Origin of the sequence: Bradyrhizobium sp. CCBAU 51765 (assembly GCF_015291725.1) — a bacterium.
GTDB lineage: Bacteria > Pseudomonadota > Alphaproteobacteria > Rhizobiales > Xanthobacteraceae > Bradyrhizobium > Bradyrhizobium liaoningense.
This window is the reverse complement of the sequence record NZ_CP030038.1, coordinates 860,076-879,769: the sequence shown is the minus strand read 5'-3', so window position 1 is coordinate 879,769 and position 19,694 is coordinate 860,076. Positions and strand designations below refer to the sequence as shown.

16 protein-coding genes are annotated in these 19,694 nt (G+C 65.6%); 10 read left to right on the top strand and 6 right to left on the bottom strand.

Annotated elements, in window-relative coordinates:
- The first annotated feature begins 455 nt into the window (after positions 1–455).
- On the top strand, positions 456–1,373 hold the full coding sequence (locus XH96_RS04070) for a sulfite exporter TauE/SafE family protein (protein WP_194391167.1): 918 nt from the start codon (positions 456–458) through the stop codon (positions 1,371–1,373).
- Positions 1,370–2,140, top strand: coding sequence for a TIGR02186 family protein (locus XH96_RS04065; protein WP_194391166.1), 771 nt, complete (start codon positions 1,370–1,372; stop codon positions 2,138–2,140). Before XH96_RS04070 ends, XH96_RS04065 begins: the two co-directional genes overlap by 4 nt.
- 118 nt (positions 2,141–2,258) lie before the next feature.
- Here the strand turns inward: XH96_RS04065 and XH96_RS04060 are convergent, their stop codons facing one another.
- On the bottom strand, positions 2,259–3,170 hold the full coding sequence (locus tag XH96_RS04060) for a DMT family transporter (protein WP_194391165.1): 912 nt from the start codon (positions 3,168–3,170) through the stop codon (positions 2,259–2,261).
- A gap of 99 nt (positions 3,171–3,269) precedes the next feature.
- Between XH96_RS04060 and XH96_RS04055 the strand changes: the two genes are divergently transcribed.
- The gene (locus tag XH96_RS04055) at positions 3,270–4,133 is read left to right on the top strand and encodes a LysR substrate-binding domain-containing protein (protein WP_194391164.1); all 864 of its coding nucleotides are present in this window, start codon (positions 3,270–3,272) and stop codon (positions 4,131–4,133) included.
- A gap of 23 nt (positions 4,134–4,156) precedes the next feature.
- Here XH96_RS04055 and XH96_RS04050 read toward each other — a convergent pair whose 3' ends face one another.
- The gene (locus XH96_RS04050; protein ID WP_194391163.1) at positions 4,157–4,414 is read right to left on the bottom strand and encodes a hypothetical protein; all 258 of its coding nucleotides are present in this window, start codon (positions 4,412–4,414) and stop codon (positions 4,157–4,159) included.
- A 204-nt stretch (positions 4,415–4,618) separates the two neighbouring features.
- Here XH96_RS04050 and XH96_RS04045 point away from each other — a divergent pair, with 204 nt between their 5' ends.
- Positions 4,619–7,135, top strand: a complete 2,517-nt coding sequence (locus XH96_RS04045) for a glycogen/starch/alpha-glucan phosphorylase (protein ID WP_194394028.1) — start codon at positions 4,619–4,621, stop codon at positions 7,133–7,135.
- 223 nt (positions 7,136–7,358) lie between these two features.
- Entirely contained in the window at positions 7,359–8,174 is an 816-nt protein-coding gene (locus XH96_RS04040; RefSeq protein WP_194391162.1) for an acyl-CoA thioesterase II, read from the top strand.
- A 231-nt stretch (positions 8,175–8,405) separates the two neighbouring features.
- Here the strand turns inward: XH96_RS04040 and XH96_RS04035 are convergent, their stop codons facing one another.
- The 3 genes from XH96_RS04035 to XH96_RS04025 all read right to left on the bottom strand — a co-directional run bounded on the left by XH96_RS04035 (position 8,406) and on the right by XH96_RS04025 (position 13,709).
- A complete protein-coding gene (locus tag XH96_RS04035; RefSeq protein WP_194391161.1) occupies positions 8,406–10,022 on the bottom strand; it encodes a phosphoenolpyruvate carboxykinase in 1,617 nt (538 codons plus the stop codon).
- Between the two features lie 285 nt (positions 10,023–10,307).
- A complete protein-coding gene (locus XH96_RS04030; RefSeq protein ID WP_194391160.1) occupies positions 10,308–12,896 on the bottom strand; it encodes a tetratricopeptide repeat protein in 2,589 nt (862 codons plus the stop codon).
- 78 nt (positions 12,897–12,974) lie between these two features.
- Positions 12,975–13,709 carry a HugZ family protein gene (locus XH96_RS04025; RefSeq protein WP_194391159.1) on the bottom strand — a complete coding sequence of 245 codons (735 nt, stop codon included), beginning with the start codon at positions 13,707–13,709 and terminating at the stop codon, positions 12,975–12,977.
- A 245-nt stretch (positions 13,710–13,954) separates the two neighbouring features.
- Here XH96_RS04025 and XH96_RS04020 point away from each other — a divergent pair, with 245 nt between their 5' ends.
- The 5 genes from XH96_RS04020 to XH96_RS04000 all read left to right on the top strand — a co-directional run bounded on the left by XH96_RS04020 (position 13,955) and on the right by XH96_RS04000 (position 17,940).
- Positions 13,955–14,656 (top strand): response regulator transcription factor, encoded by a 702-nt coding sequence (locus XH96_RS04020; RefSeq protein WP_008542552.1) that lies wholly within the window; start codon positions 13,955–13,957, stop codon positions 14,654–14,656.
- 117 nt (positions 14,657–14,773) lie between these two features.
- Positions 14,774–16,570 (top strand): sensor histidine kinase, encoded by a 1,797-nt coding sequence (locus XH96_RS04015; RefSeq protein WP_194391158.1) that lies wholly within the window; start codon positions 14,774–14,776, stop codon positions 16,568–16,570.
- Positions 16,567–17,091 carry an HPr kinase/phosphorylase gene (locus XH96_RS04010; RefSeq protein WP_194391157.1) on the top strand — a complete coding sequence of 175 codons (525 nt, stop codon included), beginning with the start codon at positions 16,567–16,569 and terminating at the stop codon, positions 17,089–17,091. The genes XH96_RS04015 and XH96_RS04010 overlap by 4 nt, the downstream gene beginning before the upstream one ends.
- Positions 17,092–17,224: 133 nt before the next feature.
- A complete protein-coding gene (locus XH96_RS04005) occupies positions 17,225–17,626 on the top strand; it encodes a PTS sugar transporter subunit IIA (protein ID WP_024339151.1) in 402 nt (133 codons plus the stop codon).
- Positions 17,623–17,940 (top strand): HPr family phosphocarrier protein, encoded by a 318-nt coding sequence (locus XH96_RS04000; RefSeq protein WP_028178574.1) that lies wholly within the window; start codon positions 17,623–17,625, stop codon positions 17,938–17,940. Before XH96_RS04005 ends, XH96_RS04000 begins: the two co-directional genes overlap by 4 nt.
- Positions 17,941–18,032: 92 nt before the next feature.
- On the opposite strand, the gene XH96_RS03995 is transcribed toward XH96_RS04000, so the two are convergent.
- On the bottom strand, positions 18,033–19,658 hold the full coding sequence (locus XH96_RS03995) for a glycosyltransferase family 39 protein (RefSeq protein WP_194391156.1): 1,626 nt from the start codon (positions 19,656–19,658) through the stop codon (positions 18,033–18,035).
- Positions 19,659–19,694 lie beyond the last annotated feature (36 nt).

Here is a 19,694-nt window from a genome sequence, read left to right as displayed (position 1 = left end):
GGTCGACGCGCGAAGCGCGGCGAGTGGGGGTTCTCTCCTCTTGGGGAATCTCTCTGCGGAGACACCCTCTGCCCAACCCTCCCCCCGCAGGCGCAGGGCAATCGCATTTGAATATTGCAGAGGTCGTCATGCCCGGGCTTGTCCCGGGCATCCACGTTCTTGTGCTGCGTGGAAAGGCGTGGATGGCCGGGACAAGCCCGGCCATGACGCTGTGGAGACAGTCGGTACCCATAGCCACATCTCATAGGCGATAGCCCTGCCCGCAGGCAGGAGAGGGAGCGCACCTTCGGTGCCGCAACCATCGTGTCTCCAGGCTCTCTCCATCACCATTCACCACGCGCGAAGTTCCCGGTCCCGCCCGCCAGCGAATTCCGCTATTGAGGGGCGCGGCAATCGTTCCGTCCTTTCCGCGAGCATTCCGCGTTCGTCGATCCGTCTCGCCGGTGCGTGGTTCAATGCAGCTCTACCTTCCGATCGCCGATCTGCCGGTCAACGTCTTCCTGGTGCTCGCCATGGGTGCCGCGGTCGGCTTCGTCTCGGGCATGTTCGGAATCGGCGGCGGCTTCCTGATGACGCCGCTGCTGATCTTCATCGGCATCACGCCGGCGGTGGCGGTCGCTTCCGTCGCGAGCCACATCGCGGCCTCGTCCTTTTCCGGCGCGCTCTCATATTGGCGGCGGCGCGCGATCGATCCGGCGCTGGCGAGCGTGCTGCTCTGCGGCGGCGTCACCGGAACGACGCTCGGCGTGTGGGCCTTCACCCAGCTGCGCGCGCTCGGCCAGCTCGACCTCATGATCGCGCTGTCCTACGTCGTGCTGCTCACCACGGTCGGCAGCCTGATGTTCTCCGAGGGCCTGCGCGCCTTGATGCGGACCCGGCGTGGCGCGCTGCCGCCGCGACGCACGCACAACTGGATCCACGGCCTGCCGCTGAAGATGCGGTTCAAGCGCTCGAAGATCTATCTCTCGGTGATTCCGGTCGTGGTGGTCGGCATCTTGATCGGCTTCATCGGCGCCATCATGGGCATCGGCGGCGGCTTCATCCTGGTTCCGATCATGATCTATCTGCTCAGGGTGCCGACCTCGACGGTGATCGGGACCTCGATGGTGCTGACGCTGGTCACCATGCTGTTCGCGACCATGCTGCACGCCGTGACCAACCACCTCGTCGACGCCGTGCTGGCGCTGATCCTGATGGTCGGCGGCGTCACCGGTGCTCAGTTCGGCGCCCGCGCCGGCCAGAAGATCCGCGGCGAGCAGCTGCGGTTGCTGCTCGGCCTGCTGATCCTCTCGGTCGGCATCCGCTTCGCGATCGAGCTGGTGATCCAGCCCTCGGATCTCTTCACCATTCGCGAGCTGGGAGTGAGCGGATGACGCGCACGCTTCTCACCATCGCTCTCGTCCTGCTGCTCGGCGGCGCTGCGCGGGCCGAGCGGCTGATCGTGTCGGTCTCCAACCACCGCGTCACGGTGACACCGAACTATTCCGGCGAGGAGCTGGTGCTGTTCGGCTCGGTCGAGAGGGACGCCACGACGCCGGCCGACCGCACGGCTTACGATCTCGTCGTCACCGTGAGGGGCCCGCGCGCCGACATGGTGACACGGCGCAAGGAACGCACCTTCGGCATCTGGATCAACACCGACTACCGGCAGTTCCTGCAGGTGCCGAGCTATCTGGCGCTGTTTGCCAACCGCCCCTTCGATGCGATCACCTCGCCCGAGATCGCCCGGCGGCAGCAGATCGGGCTCAACAACGTGCTGCTGACGCAGCGGGTCGGCGGCGATTACGCCGACGTGGTGCCGAACGACGCGTTCCGCTCGGCCTTCATTCGCTTGCGCACCCAGCGCGGCCTCTATCGCGAGGATCCGAGCGCGGTGACGTTCCTGACACCAACGCTGTTCCGCACCGGCATTCCCCTGCCCGCGGAGGTGCCGATCGGGACCTATGAGATCGAGATCAAGCTGTTTGCGAACGGCGCATTCATCGGCAAGACCGAGACCGCGTTCGAGATCGTCAAGGTCGGATTCGAGCAGTTCGTGGCCACCACGGCGCGGCACAACGGGTTTCTGTACGGTCTGGCCACGGTGGCGATGGCGCTGATGACGGGCTGGATGGCGTCGATCGTGTTCAGGAAGGATTGATGGGCGCATGCTGCCTCGTCGCCGTCATGCCCGGGCTTGTCCCGGGCATCCACGTTCTTGCGCGCGGCAACGAAGACGTGGATGGCCGCGTCAAGCCCGGCCATGACGAAGGCTGAGCTCACGCCACCGCCTTCGCCGGCCGCGTCACCAGATAGATGCCGAGCGCGACCGGAATGATGCCGAGCAGGTCCCGCGCCTCGACGTGCTCGCCGAGCACGAGGAAGGCGAACAGCATGCCGAGCGGCGGCATCAGGAAATGATAGGCGCTGGCGGCGGTGGCGCCGCACACCTTCAGCAGGTGAAACCAGAGCCAATAGGCGAGGATCGAGCCGCCGAGCACGAGGAAGGCGAAGGCGCCGATCAGGCTCGGCGTATAGTCGATCGCATGGATGTCGGCGAAGGTGAGTGCGACCGGCGTCAGCACGATGCCCGCGGCGAGGTTCTGCACGCCGTTGCCGATCCACAACGACCCCTTCGGCGCCAGCAGCTTGAACAGGATGGTGCCGGCCACGAGCGAGGCCAGTGAGGCCAGCGTGAAGACGATGCCGTGCAGGGAATCGGTGCCGACCGAGAGGCGGTGCCAGACGATCGCCGTCACGCCGATCACGCCGAGCAGGAGGCCGCTCGCCTTGCGCCAGGTCATGCCTTCGCCGAGCAGGATCGCTGCGAGCGCCGCCGTGAACACCGGATTGGCCGAGACGATCAGCCCGCCGAGACCTGCGGAGACCGATTGCAGCCCGGTATAGCCGAGGCCGAGATAGAGCGCGTTGTTGGCGATGCCGAGCACGGCGAAGATGGCGGCGTCGCGCCAGGACAACGACCAGCCGTCGCCGCGGATCAGCGTCGCGCCCAGGATCAGGATGCCGGCGAGCGAGAAACGCGCGGCGAGCAGGATTAGCGGCGGGCAATGGGTGACCCCGATCTTGCCGGCGATGAAGGCGTAGCTCCAGAGCAGGCAGAACAGGCCGACGGCAAACGGCAATGTGTTGAATCGGCTGCGCGGGACCGAAATCGAGGAGGCGAGCGACATGAGGGCATTCTCCAGAATGCCCTCATCTAGAGAGGCGGCTTGTCATTTGGAAATTAAATGATTAACTCAATGTCAGTGGATTTTCAAATGGAGGCCGGCATGCTCGATCTGGAGCTCCTGCGCAGCTTCGTCTCGGTGGTCGAGGCCGGCGGCTTCACCCGCGCCGGCGCCCGCGTCCACCGCACGCAATCGACCGTGAGCCAGCAGATCAAGCGGCTGGAGGAGGATGTCGGCCAGCTGCTGCTGCACCGCGACGGCAAGGACGTGCGGCCGACCGAGGCCGGCGAGCGGCTGCTCTCCTATGCGCGCCGATTGCTCTCGCTCGCCGAGGAGGCGCGCGACGTGCTGCGCCAGCCTGACAGCGAAGGCGCGATCCGGCTCGGCATCCCCGAGGATTTCGCGGCGTACCGGCTGCCCAGATTGTTGGGTGCGTTCTCGCGCTCGCATCCGGGCCTGCGGCTCGACGTGCGCGCCGACCAGAGCAAGCACCTGGCCCGCGATCTCGAACGCGGCGAGCTCGATCTTGCGCTCTACAAGCGCGAGGCCGGCGGAAAGGACGCGATCGCGGTGTGGCCCGAGCGGGTGCACTGGGTCACCAGCAAGAGCCATCCGGTCGACGTCAACGTGTCGTCGGTGCCGCTGATCGGCTTTCCGCTCGGCTGCCTCTATCGTGCCGGCGCCATCCACGCGCTGGAAAGCGCCGGCCGCGCCTGGCACACCGCCTATACGTCATCGAATCTCGCCGGCATCCAGGCCGCCGTCGCCGCCGGCATGGGCCTGAGCATCCTGTCGGAGATGTCGATCCAGTCCGAGCACCGCGTGCTGACGGCGAAGGAAGGCTTTGCGCCGATCAACAAGACCGAGCTCGCACTGATGGCTTCGCCGAATGCGAGCCCGGCAACGCTGCGGCTTGCGAATCGTCTCGCGGAGTTTTGCGACACGGTGCAGACGAAGGCGGCTTGAGTCCGCCGGATCTCCGGCGGCGCTTAATTCGCCGCGGACAGCAGCTTGTCGCCGCACGCATTTGCGTAGAACTTGCCGCCGCATTGGCGCTTGATCGCGGCGCATCGGGCTGCCGGCGACGCATTCTGCGGGACCGTGAATCCACAACTGAGACCGTCGGCACTGCGACCGGACTTGCCGGCGGCAAACGCCGCGCCCGAGGCGCTGATGCAGACGACGAGCAGGGCCGCAGCGGCGATTTCGATCGGCAGTCGCGTCAGCAGTCGTATCAGCAGTCTCATGGGGTCTCCTCCACACTGATGGCTGAATCTTGCGTAATCTAGCACCGAATCCCGGTTTCTCCGTGCTCGCCCGGGTTCCCAACTCGGCCCGTTCCTTGCATAAATTTGCGCCAGCGCAGTGCACGACCGCACGGGCGGCAGTTCCGGTGCAAGGGCAGGACGCGTAGATTGGTAAGAGTTCTTTCGACCCAGGAAGTGACGGCTTTGCAGGATTCATCGTTCCAACCCAGTTCTCCGGCCCCCGGACAGCCCATCGACGAACTCGCGCTTGCTGAGATCAAGGGCGCGATCCTGGCAAAGCTGCGCCTTGCCATCGGCAAGGATGCGGGCATGGCGACGAAACACGACTGGTACCAGGCCGCGGCGCTGGCGCTGCGCGACCGCATCGTGCATCGCTGGCTGACGGCCGAGAAGCACAGCTACGATGCGGGACGCAAGCGGGTCTATTATCTCTCGCTCGAATTCCTGATCGGCCGCCTGTTCACCGACGCGCTCAACAACATGGGGCTGCTGAAGATCTTCGAGGTCGCGCTCGGCGATCTCGGCGTTTCGCTGCCCGAGCTGCGCAAATGCGAGCCGGACGCCGCGCTCGGCAATGGCGGCCTCGGCCGCCTCGCCGCCTGCTTCATGGAGAGCATGGCGACGCTGTCGATTCCCGCGATCGGCTACGGCATCCGCTACGATTACGGCCTGTTCCGCCAGATCATCAATCAGGGCTGGCAGCAGGAATATCCCGATGAATGGCTGAGCTTCGGCAACCCCTGGGAATTGCAGCGGCCCGAGGTGATCTACGACGTCAATTTCGGCGGCGGCGTCGAGCATGTCGACGACAAGGGCCGCGACCGCGCGATCTGGCATCCGGGCGAGACCGTGCAGGCGATCGCCTATGACACGCCGATCGTCGGCTGGCGCGGCCATCACGTCAATGCGCTGCGGCTGTGGTCGGCGCGCTCGCCCGATCCGTTGAAGCTCGATGCCTTCAACAAGGGCGACTATGTCAGCGCCAGCGCCGAGCAGGCGCGGGCGGAGGCGATCTGCAAATTCCTCTATCCGAACGACGAGAGCCCGGCGGGCCGCGAGCTCCGGCTGCGCCAGGAATATTTCTTCGTGTCGGCTTCGCTTCAGGACCTGGTGAAACGGCATCTCGCCTCCGACGGCCAGCTGCGCAACCTCGCGGGCAAGGTCGCAGTGCAGCTCAACGACACCCATCCGAGCCTTGCCGTCACCGAGCTGATGCGCATCCTGGTCGACCTCCACAATTTCCGCTGGGACGAGGCCTGGAAGATCACGGTCGCCACACTCTCCTACACCAACCACACGCTGCTGCCCGAGGCGCTGGAGACCTGGCCGGTCGAGCTGTTCGAGCGGCTGCTGCCACGGCATCTGGAGATCATCTACCGCATCAACGTGCAGCACCTGGCGCTCGCCGAGGCGCGCTGCCCCGGCGACATCGACTTCCGCGCCTCGGTCTCGCTGATCGACGAGAAGAGCGGCCGCCGCGTGCGCATGGGCCAGCTCGCCTTCGTCGGCTCGCACCGCATCAACGGCGTCTCGGCGATGCATTCCGACCTGATGCGCGAGACCGTGTTCCACGACCTCAACCATCTCTATCCCGGCCGCATCACCAACAAGACCAACGGCATCACCTTCCGCCGCTGGCTGATGCTGGCGAACCCGAAGCTGACCGACCTGCTGCGCGAGACCTGCGGCGATGCCGTGCTCGACGATCCCACCCAGCTCTCGCTGATCGAGGCGCGCGCCAGCGACGTCGAGTTCCAGAAGAAATTCCGCAGCGTCAAGCACCACAACAAGACACAGCTCGCCCGCCTGATCGGCGAGCGGCTCGGCATCAAGGTCGACCCGGGCGCGCTGTTCGACGTGCAGATCAAGCGCATCCACGAGTACAAGCGCCAGCTGCTCAACGTCATCGAGACGGTCGCGCTGTACCAGGCGATCAAGGACGATCCAAACGGCAATTGGGTGCCGCGGGTGAAGATCTTCGCCGGCAAGGCGGCGGCGAGCTACCGTTACGCCAAGCTGATCATCAAGCTGATCAACGACGTCGCCGAAATCGTCAACAACGATCCCGCGATCGGCGGCAAGCTCAAGGTCGTGTTCCTGCCCGACTACAATGTCAGCCTCGCCGAGGTGATCATTCCCGCAGCCGATCTCTCCGAGCAGATCTCCACCGCCGGCATGGAAGCCTCCGGCACCGGCAACATGAAGCTGGCGCTCAACGGCGCCATCACCATCGGCACGCTCGACGGAGCCAATATCGAGATCCGCGACCATGTCGGCGCGGAGAACATCGCGATCTTCGGCATGGAGGCCGGCGACGTGATGATCCGGCGCAAGCAGGGGCTGGATGCCTCCGACGTGGTCCGCAATTCGCCGAAGCTGCAGCGCGCCATCAACGCGATCGGCGCCGGCGAGTTCTCGCCCGGCGATCCCGGCCGCTTCGAATCCATCGCGCATGCGCTGCGCTATCTCGACCATTACATGGTCAGCGCCGATTTCGATTCCTATTACGAGGCGCAGCGTGCGGTCGATGCGCGCTGGCTGGTCTCGTCGGCCTGGACCCGCGCCTCCATCCTCAACGTCGCGCGCATGGCGTGGTTCTCCTCCGACCGCACCATCCGCGAATATGCCGAGGAGATCTGGAACGTGCCGGTCAATCCGACCACGCCGCTGCTGCCGGATCTGCGCGACGCCGCGGGCTGATTTTCCGCGGCGTGAAACGGCGTTACCTGCGAGGTTATTGCATCTCGCAGGGCGGATGATGATATGATTGCCATCATCCCCAAAGCGGGGTCGGTGAACCGACGCCGCCACCTCGAACCCCGTCATTGCGAGCGCAGCGAAGCAATCCAGAATCTTTCCGCGGAGACAGTCTGGATTGCTTCGCTGCGCTCGCAATGACGGCGGGGAGACACCGAGGACTCCCATGCACGCCAAGCTCCCGCACCCCTTCGACGAGGCCACGCGTGTCACCGCCGGTGACTCGAGCTGGCAGGGGCACACCAGCGACGACTATTGGGCCTTCGTCGGGCCGTTCGGCGGCGCCACCGCCGCCACCATCTTGCGGGCGCTGATCGAGCATCCGCAGGCCGCCGGCGATCCGCTCGCGCTGACCGTCAATTACTGCGCGCCGATCGCCAAGGGCCCGTTCGATCTGGACGTGCGGCTGGTGAAGGCCAACCGCTCCAGCCAGCACTGGAGCGTCGAGCTCAGCCAGGGCGGCGGCGAGGTCGCGACGCTCGCCACCGCGGTGTTCGCCGAGCGGCGGCCATCCTGGGAACACCGGGTGGCGCAATATCCTGAAACAAAGCCGTTCGAGGAGACGATGCCGTTTCCCAAAATATCGGCGTCGTGGGCCAACCAGTACGAATTCCGCTTCGTCGAGGGCGAGATGCGCATCGGCCCGCCGCAGCCCGAGCTCGCCAGCACCTACTCCAAGATCTGGATCAGCGACCGCACGCCGCGCAAGCTCGACATGCTGTCGCTGATGTCGATGTCCGATGCCTTCTTCGGCCGCATCTTCCACGCGCGCCGCGAGCTGGTGCCGTTCGGCACGGTGTCGCTGACGACCTATTTCCACACCGACAGCGCAGAGCTCGCGGCGGAAGACATCACGCGCGTGCTCGCGACGGCGGATTCCAAGATCATGCACAAGAGCTACGCCGACCAGAACGCCGAGCTGTGGTCGCCGAAGGGCCGGCTGCTCGCGACCACGACACAGATCGCGTATTTCAAGGCGTAGCCACACTCGTCGTCCCGGACAAGCGCAGCGAAGCGGAGCGCAGATCCGGCACCCCATAGCCACAGGATGTGGTTTGACGAGGACTCGGCGTTGCCAGCTCGCGCAACAACTTCTCCCTGGGGTTATGGGCCCCGCCTTCGCGGGGACGACACCGAGGGTGCGGTTCGCGCTCGCGCCACAAAACAAAAAGGGCGGCCTCGCGGCCGCCCCGTTGCATTGAAGACAGAGCGCTTACTCCGCCGCAAGCTTCAAGTCCGGCGCGGCGGCGCGCACTTCGGCGTCGACCTGGGCTTCGAACTTGGCGAAGTTCTTCTGGAACATGCCGACCAGCGCGCGGGCCGTCTTGTCGAACTCCTCCTTGTCCTTCCAGGTGTTGACCGGGTTGAGGATCTCGTGAGGCACGCCCGGCAGCGCGGTCGGGACCGCGAAGCCGAAATATTTGTCGGTGCGGAATTCGACGTTGCGGAGCGAACCGTCGAGCGCGGCGGTGAGCAGCGCGCGCGTCACCTTGATCGGCATGCGCGAGCCGACGCCATACTTGCCGCCGGTCCAGCCGGTGTTGACAAGCCAGCAATCGACATTGTGCTGGGCGATCAGGTCACGCAGCATGTTGCCGTAGACGCTGGGATCGAGCGGCAGGAACGGCGAGCCGAAGCAGGTCGAGAATTCCGGCTGCGGCTCGTTGCCGAGACCGCGCTCGGTGCCCGCGACCTTGGCGGTGTAGCCGGAGAGGAAGTGATACATCGCCTGCGCCGGCGAGAGCTTTGCGATCGGCGGCAGCACGCCGAAGGCGTCGGCGGCGAGCATCACCACGTTCTTGGGCTGCGGCGCACGGCCGGTGCGCGAGGCGTTCGGGATGAAGTCGAGCGGATAGGCCGAGCGCGTGTTCTCGGTCTTGGAGCCGTCGTCGAAATCGACGACCCTTGTGTCCTCGTCGAGCACGCAGTTCTCGAGCACCGCGCCGAAGCGGGTCGATGCCGCGAAGATCTCGGGCTCCGCCTCCTTCGACAGCTTGATGCACTTGGCATAGCAGCCGCCCTCGAAATTGAAGACGCCGTTCGGGCCCCAGCCGTGCTCGTCGTCGCCGATCAGCGTGCGGTTGGGATCGGCCGACAGCGTGGTCTTGCCGGTGCCGGAGAGGCCGAAGAAGATCGCGGTGTCGCCCTTGGCGCCGACATTGGCCGAGCAGTGCATCGGCATCACGCCGCGCTCGGGCAGGTAGTAGTTCAGCGTGGTGAAGACCGACTTCTTCATCTCGCCGGCATAATAAGACCCGCCGATCAGGACGATCTTGCGGGCGAAGTCGATCGCGACAACGTTCTCCGAGCGGCAGCCGTGGCGTTTGGGATCGGCGCGGAAGCTCGGCATGTCGATGATGGTAAGCTCCGGCACGAAGGTCGACAGCTCGATCGCCTCGGGGCGGATCAGCAGCGTGCGGATGAACAGCGAGTGCCAGGCGAGCTCGGTGAAGACGCGCGTCTTGATCCGGTAGGCCGGGTCGGCACCGCCGTAGAGATCCTGCGCGAACAGCTTCTTGCCTTCGGCGTGCTTGAGAAAGTCCTGGTAGAGCGTCTCGAACTGTTCTGCCGTGATCGACTGGTTGCCGGCCCACCACATCTTCTTGTCGGTGGTGGCGTCACGGACCGTGAACTTGTCCTTCGGGCTGCGGCCGGTGAACTCGCCCGTGTCGGCGCAGAGCGCACCGTCAGCGGACAGCACCGCCTCACCCGCTGCGAGCGAGTATTGATAGAGTTGCGGCGCACCGAGATTCCAGTGCACCTGCTTGAGATTCTTTAAGCCGAATTTGTCGGCGCCGAAGGCACCGTTGCGCACGCCCGTCTCTTGCACGAAAGAATCCTCCTAGAACCCGCGACACTCAGCGCGACAAGTTTGGCGCCACCACGGTCACCTTGATCAATGGGCCGTTCGGCCTCGGCTGAACGACGTAATAATCATGAACGCTGGCCTTGCCAAGCTGATCCCGCAGGATTTGGTTTATTCAAGGACCGCGCCAAACGTCGCGCATGACAGCTCTGAGCAGCCGCGGCGAAAAAGTACGAATGATCGCGCAACCAAATGCACGTTTGCGCGTTACTCGGGGTTATTGCGATGCACAATCGCCGCAGCGCAATCCTACCTGACCTCACCTTCACCGATCAGTGCGAACGGCCCCCACATCGCAGGATAGGCATTGCGCGGCGACGAGGCGTCGTCGAGATAGGCCAACATCGCACGGCGCAAGGCTTCGGCACGACCGATCCTTGGTTCGTTCTTGAGCAGCGCGAACGTCGATGTGGTCAGGCGGGTGGCAGCTTCCGAATCCACGGCCCAATGCGAAACCAGCAGCGCGCGGGCCCCTGCATAGAAGAACGAGCGTGCCAATCCCGACAGCGCCTCGGCGCCGGGCTTGTCGCCCGCGATGGTGTTGCAGGCCGACAGCACCACCCAATCGGCGTTGAGCTTGAGCTGGGCCACTTCGCTCGCGGTGAGAAGACCGTCGTCGAGCTCCGACGGCTGATCCGGAATGGAGAGTGCGAGCGAGGGCTCGCCCAGTCCCTTGACGTCGCCGGCAACGAGGCCGTGGGTGGCAAAATAGATGATGCCGTATTGGGCAAGCGCTGCACGCTTCAGCGTCGTTTCGCTGGCATCGCGTCCGAGATGGATATCGGCCGCGGCGGCGCCGACGTCCCTCGCCACCGCATTCAGCTCGTCGGCGGTGTCGGGCAGCTGCGGCAGCGCCTGCGCCAACCGCGCGCGATCGACGCCTGCGCCGCGCCAGAACTCGGCATAGGCCATCGTCGCGATGCTGCGCGCGGCGATCTTGCCGCTCGCGGCGCGCCGGTCGGCAGGACCTTCGGCGGCAGGGTTGAACACGGGATCGCCGAAACCGGTCATCGGCTTGACGCCGTGGTCCCTGCGGGCAAAGGCGCGCAGCGATTTCAGGCTGATCACCGACGGCAGTACCGAGACGGCCTGCCGCCGCAGCAGCCAGGCGGCATCGCGATAGCCTTCGGGCCTGTCCGGGATCGCCGCCTGCGGCTTCTCCGTGACCAGCAGATGAAACGGCAATGCGGTCAGCGCGGCCGACGGCACGATCAGCAGGTTGCGCTTGTCGTTCGTCAGCGCCTCGACCGGGCCGAGCAGCGCGGCATAAAGCTCACTCGCGAGCGCAAGATCGAACAGTCCCGATTTGCCGGAGGCATCGAGCGCCTTGCCGACATCCAGCCCCCTGCGGAAGGCGGCCACCTTCTGCGCCAGCGCATCCGCTCCGAGAGAAATCTCCTTCCAGTCGACGCCCTCGCGCGTGATCGCGACGACATAGCTCTGGCTGTCGACGACGGAGTAGATCACCATCGCCTCGTCGGCCGAGAGCAGCGGCTGGATCTCCTTCACCGTCAAAGGCAGCGGGTTGGAGAGCGAAGCATAGTCGGGAAACTCGACGGCGAGCGTCTTCTGCAATCCATTGCGCGCGCTTGCGATCGCCGCGATCCGCGCGCGGCTGCGCTGCTCGGCCGCGACGTCGCGCTGGGCGGGCGGCTTCGACACCGCGGCGACGATCGCCTTGTCGAGCGCTTCGGACTCGGTCGCGAGATCCTGATCCTTGCGCACGAGCTCCGCGAGCCGGTCGCTGCCGGCGGCCAGCCGCACTGCGAGCTTGTTCACGGCGGAGGCGGCGGACGATTGCGTGCCGCGCTGGATCGCACCGAGTGCGTCATCGAGCGCCCTGTCGTTCGTCAGCAGCGATTGCTGCCGGGCAGCGAACAGGATCGGCAGCACCACGCGCAACTGGGCACGATCGGCGGCGAGCGTCTTCTGCGCGAACGGCAGAGCGTCCGCGGTGCGTCCCGTCGCCTGTAGGAAATGGGCGAGATTGCTCGCCGAAGTCGCGACATCGGGATGATCCGGCCCGAGTGCACGCTCGCGGATCGCCAGGGCGCGACGATAGAGCGGCTCGGCCTCGGCATGGCGCTTCTGGTGCTGGTAGAGCCCGGCGAGATTGTTGAGCGAGCGCGCGACATCGGGGTGTTCCGGCCCCAGCACCTTTTCGCGGATCGCGAGCGAGCGCTTGATCGGAGCTTCGGCATCGGCGTCGCGATTGAGGTCGCGATCGACCTGACCGATGTTGTTCAGGACGGTTGCGACCGCGGGATGCTCAGGACCGGCGGCCTTCTGATAGATCGCGAGCGCGCGGCGGAACAGCGGCTCGGCGTCGGCCGGACGCTGCTGCTTGGCGTAGAGCGTGGCGATATTGTTGAGGGATTGACCGATGTCGGGATGCTCGCGCGGTAGCGCCTTCTCGCGGACGGCAAGTGCACGCTTGAACAGCGGCTCGGCCTCAGCGAAGCGACCCTGCCGCTGATAGAGCGCGGCAAGATTGGTCAGCTCGGCCGCAACCAGGGCGTTGTCGGGGCCGAGCGATTTTTCCATGAGTGCGATCGCGCGCTTGTAGAGCGGCTCAGCCAGATCGTCCCGCCCCTGACCGGCATGGACCCGGCCGAGATTGTTCAACGCGGCCGAGAGATCGCGTCCGTTGTCCTTCTCCAGGCTGGCGACCATCGCCTGCGCGAACGGCAGCGCTTCCGAATATTTTCCGGCACCGATGAGCGCGTTGAGCTGCGCGCTCTCCGCGGCGAGACCTTTCTGCGCAAGGGCCGGCGTCGCAAGCGATGCAGTGATCGCTAGCGCCAACCCTGCAACCAGCGTCAAACGACAGCGTGTCATGAACCCTCTCGCGGCCGGCCTCGAACCATTACGGTGTTGAGTCGCCGCGGCGGGGGACAGCGTTCAAGGGCTTGCGCGTTAGACCATCTTCATGCGCGCTTCACCAGCGAGGCGGACCAGCATCTTGCGCAGCGCCGTGCCATCCGTCACCCGCTCCGGGAAGTCCAGCCGCAGCGTGGTCTGGCCGTCCTGCATGTCGAGGCCCTCGGGGTCGCAGCCGGTGCAGCGCCAGTCGCCCTCGGCGGCATCAAGGAGCTTCGTTGCATAGAGGTTCATGGTGTCACGATGGTCGGCATTCATGTGCTCGACGGCGCCCTCTTCCGCCGCCAGCAGGTCCTCGGCGCCGGTGAGGTCCGTGAGAAACTGATCGGGCCCGAGGTCGACGATCCGGCCGAAGCCGGCGACCAGATGGGTCCCCGTGGGACGGATCCGGAAGAAGGCGAAATCCTTAAACGAAACAAAGCCCTCCGCCGATGGATGGGCATTGAGATACCGTCGCTGCAGCAGAGCCTTGCCGGCATCGGCCTCCTCCGCCCGGCCGGACAGCATGATTCGGGCGCCTTCCAGGGGATCGCCGGCCACGCGCTCGTCCAGCATCAGCGAGACCCGGCTGTCGGCGAGGATGTTCCTTGTGTGCACGGCGAGGCGCGAGATCAGCAGGATCGGCGAGCCATCGGGATGGCTGGCGAGATTGACCAGGGAACAATAGGGATCGCCGCTGCCGGTCATCAGCGTCGCCAGGGCCCCCTGCCGGGACCGCCGCAGCAGCGATTTGGCGAGCTTTCCGGGGTCGAAATCGGGAGTCGGTTGCATCGGCTTTCTCTGGTCAGGTGGTTGCATGAGGGGCCTTGTTTCGGGTAAACGAGAGCCCGGTTATGGGTCGAGATGCGGCGAATCTGCCGCGTTTCGTGGAACTTGGTCACACTTCAGCCCAGCTTGCATTGCTCGGTGACAAGGTTCGAACGCCAACTTCGGCACCCATGTATGTATGCGGCGCATCACTGGATTGCTCGCCGTTTCAAGCCACGACCCAAACGGAAAGCAGAAAGCAGAGGCTCATGCCCACAATCGCTTTGGTCGACGACGACCGCAACATTCTCACATCCGTCTCGATCGCGCTGGAAGCCGAAGGCTACCGCATCATGACCTACACCGACGGCGCCTCCGCGCTCGACGGTTTCCGCACCACCCAGCCCGATCTCGCCATCCTCGACATCAAGATGCCGCGCATGGACGGCATGGAGACGCTACGCCGCCTGCGGCAGAAATCCGACCTGCCCGTGATCTTCCTCACCTCCAAGGACGAGGAAATCGACGAGCTGTTCGGCCTCAAGATGGGCGCCGACGACTTCATCCGCAAACCGTTCTCGCAGCGCCTGCTGGTCGAGCGCGTCAAGGCGGTGCTGCGCCGCTCGGCGCCGAAGGACCCGACCGTCGCGCCGAAGGAGAACGACGCCAAGGCGCTCGACCGCGGCCTGCTGCGCATGGATCCGGAACGCCACACCTGCACCTGGAAGAACGAGCCGGTGACGCTGACCGTCACCGAATTCCTGATCCTGCAGGCGCTCGCGACCCGGCCCGGAGTGGTGAAGAGCCGCAACGCGCTGATGGACGCCGCCTATGACGACCAGGTCTATGTCGACGACCGCACCATCGACAGCCACATCAAGCGGCTGCGCAAGAAGTTCAAGGTGGTCGACAACGAGTTCGAGATGATCGAGACGCTCTACGGCGTCGGCTACCGTTTCAAGGAAGCCTGAGGCGGCAGGCGCCCTTCACGAAGATCGATGTCATCTCCGGTTCTCGTTCCATCGGGACCAGGATCGCTCTAGGATGCGCGGACCTTCGCACGAGCTGTCCTAACGCGGGCGTGAGCATTGCTTGACCGAACGCAGCCTGACTCAGACCAGAGCGCCGGGGATCTTGCATCCAACGGCGTTCCGGAGCACGTCACCGATGAAAAGCCGCAGGGCTGGCGACCGCTGAACTGGCTGAAGCGCGCCGGGCAGTTCTTCTTCGCGCTGTCCTTCTCCAGCCTGACCCGCCGCATCGTCTCGCTCAACCTTGCCGGCCTCGTCGCGCTGGTGGCGAGCATCCTGTACCTGTCGCAATTCCGCGCCGGGCTGATCGACGCGCGCGCGCAGAGCCTTTTGGTGCAGGCCGAGATCATCGCCGGCGCGATCGCGGCCTCCGCGACCGTGCAGACCAACGCCATCACCATCGACCCCGACCGGCTGCTCGACCTCAAGCCGGGCGAGACCTATGGCGGCTCGGACGAGTATTCGCCGCTGGACTTCCCGATCAATCCGGAGCGCGTGGCGCCGGTGCTGCGCACGCTGATCTCGCCGACCAAGACGCGCGCCCGCATCTATGATCCGAACGGCAGCCTGCTGCTCGACAGCCGCAACCTCGAAAACGTTCTGCGCTTCGATCTGCCGCCTCCGGCCGAGAAGCCCGGTTTCGTCGAGCGCGGCATGGTCGCGGTGCGCACCTGGCTGAACCGCGGCGACCTGCCGCTTTATCGCGAGCTCGGGCCCGAGAACGGCAATGGCTATGCGGAGGTGGGGGACGCGCTGCAGGGCCAGAAACGCTCGATGGTGCGGGTCAATGCACGCGGCGAGGTGATCGTGTCGGTCGCGGTCCCGGTGCTGCGCTCGCGCGCGATCCACGGCGCGCTGATGCTGTCGACGCAAGGCGACGACATCGACCAGATGGTCACCGCCGAGCGCCTCGCCATCCTGAAGGTCGGCGGCGTCGCCGCCGCCGTCATGATCATGCTGTCGCTGCTGCTCGCGAGCACGATTGCCGGACCCGTGCGCCGGCTCGCCGACAGCGCCGAGCGCGTCCGCCGCCGCATCAAGGCCCGCATCGAGATTCCCGACTTCACGCGCCGCCGTGACGAGATCGGGCACCTCTCCGGCGCGCTGCGCGACATGACCAGCGCGCTCTACAGCCGCATCGAGGCGATCGAGATGTTCGCCGCCGACGTCGCCCATGAATTGAAGAACCCGCTGACCTCGCTGCGCTCGGCGGTCGAGACGCTGCCGCTGGCGCGCAACGAGACCAGCCGCGCGCGCCTGCTCGAGGTGATCGAGCACGACGTCAAGCGGCTCGACCGGCTGATCTCCGACATCTCCGACGCCAGCCGCCTCGATGCCGAATTGCAGCGCCAGGATGCGATCCCCGTCGATCTGCGCCGCCTGCTGACGACACTGGTGTCCGTCGCCAATGAGACCAAGCTCGGCCACGACGTCGCGGTCGAGACGCGCTTCGAGGGCCGCAGCCCGACCGACTCCTTCGCCGTGAGCGGCCATGATTCACGGCTGGGGCAGGTGGTCTCCAACCTGCTCTCCAACGCGCAATCGTTCTCGGAAGCCGGCAGCAAGGTGCGTCTCACCTGCCGCCGCGTCCGCGGCGAGATCGAGATCGTGGTCGACGACGACGGCCCCGGCATTCGCGACGACGCGCTTGAGCGCATCTTCGAGCGCTTCTACACCGACCGTCCGCATCAGGGTTTCGGCCAGAACTCCGGCCTCGGCCTGTCGATCTCCAAGCAGATCATCGACGCCCATGGCGGACGCATCTGGGCGGAGAACCGCCCTGGCCCGCTGGATGCCGACGGGGCTCCGACGGTTGCCGGCGCGCGCTTCGTGGTCAGGCTGCCGGCCCTATGAGCGACGGCGGGCCCAGCGTCCACGCCTCCGCCGTCAAGGTCGGATCTCTGGCGGTGCTGATCCGCGGGCCGTCGGGCTCCGGCAAGTCGCGCCTTGCCTTTGATTTGATCATGGCGGGACGCTCGGGCGTGGTCGAAAGGGCCGTTCTGGTCGGTGATGACCGTGTCCATCTGGCGACAGTCGGCCATGAAATTGAGGTGCGCCCCGCGCCGGTATTGGCTGGCCTGATCGAGATCCGGGGTTTGGGAATCCGTCGCTGCGACTTCGTGGAGCATGCGACCGTCGGTCTCGTGGTCGATCTGGACGCGACGGACGCGGAGCGCCTGCCTGCGGCGGAATCGTTGAAAACCAGCATTTTTGGTGTCGAAATACCGCGAGTCCCGGTCGGCCGCGACCATTCGCCCCTCCCCCTGGTTGTTGCGGCCTTGACCACTACCAAGAGTTCATCTTCCGTTAACCCTACCGGCGATTGTTCGAAGGGAAATGGTAACCATATGAACCCCAGTATCGCGACCGAATAGACCGGCGCAGCTCCCGTTATCCATCCGTCTATATTCAGGGAGATACGCAACATCCCCTCTTGCGCGGGGGCTCTGGATGGTCAAAGTGGCGCGTTCGTGCGGTGCACCAAAAGCGCCCGCGAGGAGTTTTCCGATGATTGGTCTAGTACTTGTGACCCACGGGCGCCTTGCCGACGAATTCAAGGCAGCGCTTGAGCATGTCATGGGTCCACAAAAGCAAATCGAAGCGATCACGATCGGTGCCGAAGACGATTCCGATCTCTGCCGAAGCGACATCATCGAGGCGGTCAATCGCGTCGATTCCGGCGACGGCGTTGCGATCCTCACCGACATGTTCGGCGGCACGCCGTCAAACCTGGCAATATCCTGCATGAGCCGGCCCAAGGTCGAAGTGCTCGCAGGGATCAACCTTCCCATGCTGGTCAAGCTCGCCAAGGTGCGCGAGGAGCGTTCGCTGCCCGACGCGATCGCGATGGCTCAGGAAGCGGGCCGCAAATACGTCACCATCGCCAGTCGCGTGCTCGCCGGCAAATGAGCGGGGAGGCGCCACAAGCGGGGACAGGCGTGCCCGCGGGCGCGATCTCCAAGGATCTCCTGATCATCAACAAGCGCGGCCTGCACGCGCGCGCCTCCGCGAAGTTCGTCCAGGCAGTCGAGCGCTTCGACGCGCAGGTGTGGGTGACGCGCGGCGGCGAGACCGTCGGCGGCACTTCGATCATGGGCCTGATGATGCTCGCCGCCGGTCCCGGCACGACGATCACGGTATCCGCCGCCGGTACCGATGCCGAAGCCGCGCTCGCCGCGATCACCGAACTCGTCGAGAGCAAGTTCAACGAGGAAGGGATTTAGGTCATCGTCATTCCGGGGCGATGCGCAGCATCGAACCCGGAATCTCGAGGTTCCGGGTTCACGCTTCGCGTGGCCCGGAACGACAATAACCCTCACTTCCCCGGCGCGGCGATATAGACGTTCCAGGTCATCGACGGGCCCGCCTTGCCGTGGGTGAAGCGGCGCGTCGTCATCACGATGCGCTCGGCGTTCGGCGCGGTCTCGGACACCCATTTCTCGAACTTGGGCAGGCGTTCGTCGGTCGCATCGAACACGCCGATGAAGCCGTATCTCTTGACGTCGTCGAGCGAGGTCAGCCCGGAAGCCCAGGCTTCGTTCGGCGTGAACGGGCTGGGGTGATCGGGGCTGTAGAACACCATCGGCTGTATCGTTTCCATCGTTCCCGCGACGACGGCCCAGCGCGAGGCGAAGCGCGCGTGCCAGGCCTGGGTCAGCTCGCGCGCCAGCTCCGAGCGCGCGCCATAGGTCGCGGTGTTGCCGCCATTGGCCGCCATCTCGCGCGCGGCGATCCAGGGCGAAGCGGCGAGCGTGGCGGCGCTGAGCACGAGCCAGATCGCGGCGATGTTGAACAGCACGGCGCTCTGCACCCGCAACGCGGGAATCGCGACCAGCGCGAGCGGGACCAGGAAGAACAGCGAGATGCCCCAATCGGTCTTCATGTAGATGCTGAAGACCAGCGCGCCGAGCGGCGGGCCGACCGCGACGATGATCTGGATCATCCAGACGTTCAGCGCCTGCGAAAGATTGACGCCGGGATTGACGCCGCGCGCCCAGGCGCGCGTGACGATGCGCAAGGGGGCGCGCAGCAGCAACTCGATCCACGGCGGCACCAGCGCCATGGCCAGCGCCGCGAGCGCGACCGGCAATGCCAGCAACCCGAAATTATGCAGCACATAGCCGGCGACGAGCTGATGCACCTGACCGCTGTCCTGGAGGCTGTAGGTGTCGCCGGCATAGGTCAGCGGCACGAAATGCGCGTCCGCCAGCCAGACGATGTGCGGGATCATCGCCGCGACCATCGTCGCAATCGCCACCCATGGCGCGGGCGACGACAGGAACCGCAACCGGTCGGGATGGATCAGCGCGGCGAGTCCGATGGCGCCGACCATGGTCAGCACCCAATATTTGGTCATCAGCGCCAGCGCGCCGGCAAGGCCGAGCAGGAGCCCGGATTGCCAGGTCCGCTTCTCGAATGCGTTGAGATAAGCAAGCACCAGGAGCGGCAGCGTGACGAGCTGGAGCAGGTCCGGGTTGTACTTGAAGCCCTTGAAATTGAAGATCGGGTAGAGTGCGATCATCACCACGACGAGGAACGCACGCCGCGCGTCCACCACGCGCAAGCTCACGAACCAGCAGATCACCATGCCGACGCTCACCGTCGCCATCGCCAGCGCATAGGTCGCCCAGTCCGCCGCCGGGAACACCTTGAACCACAGGCCGGCCACCCAGCCCGACAGCGGCGGGTGCTTGCCATAACCCCAGAGGAATTTCTGGCCCCAGCCATAGGCTTCTGCGACGTCCATGTGAACGTCCTGCGCCGCCTTGATATTGATCAGGATGAAGGTCCAGAGCACGGCGTGCAGGATGGCGAGCTGGATCACCAGCCACAGGCGCGCCTCGGGACGGACCGCGCAGGCCACCAGCCAGGCCCGGAAGCGGTTGTAGCTCAAGCGGGTCTTCGCCCGCGCGCCGGCGGATGGGATCGAGGTGGTGGACATGCGCCGTTGCGTAGCGCGTTTTGGCCTGCGGTGGAA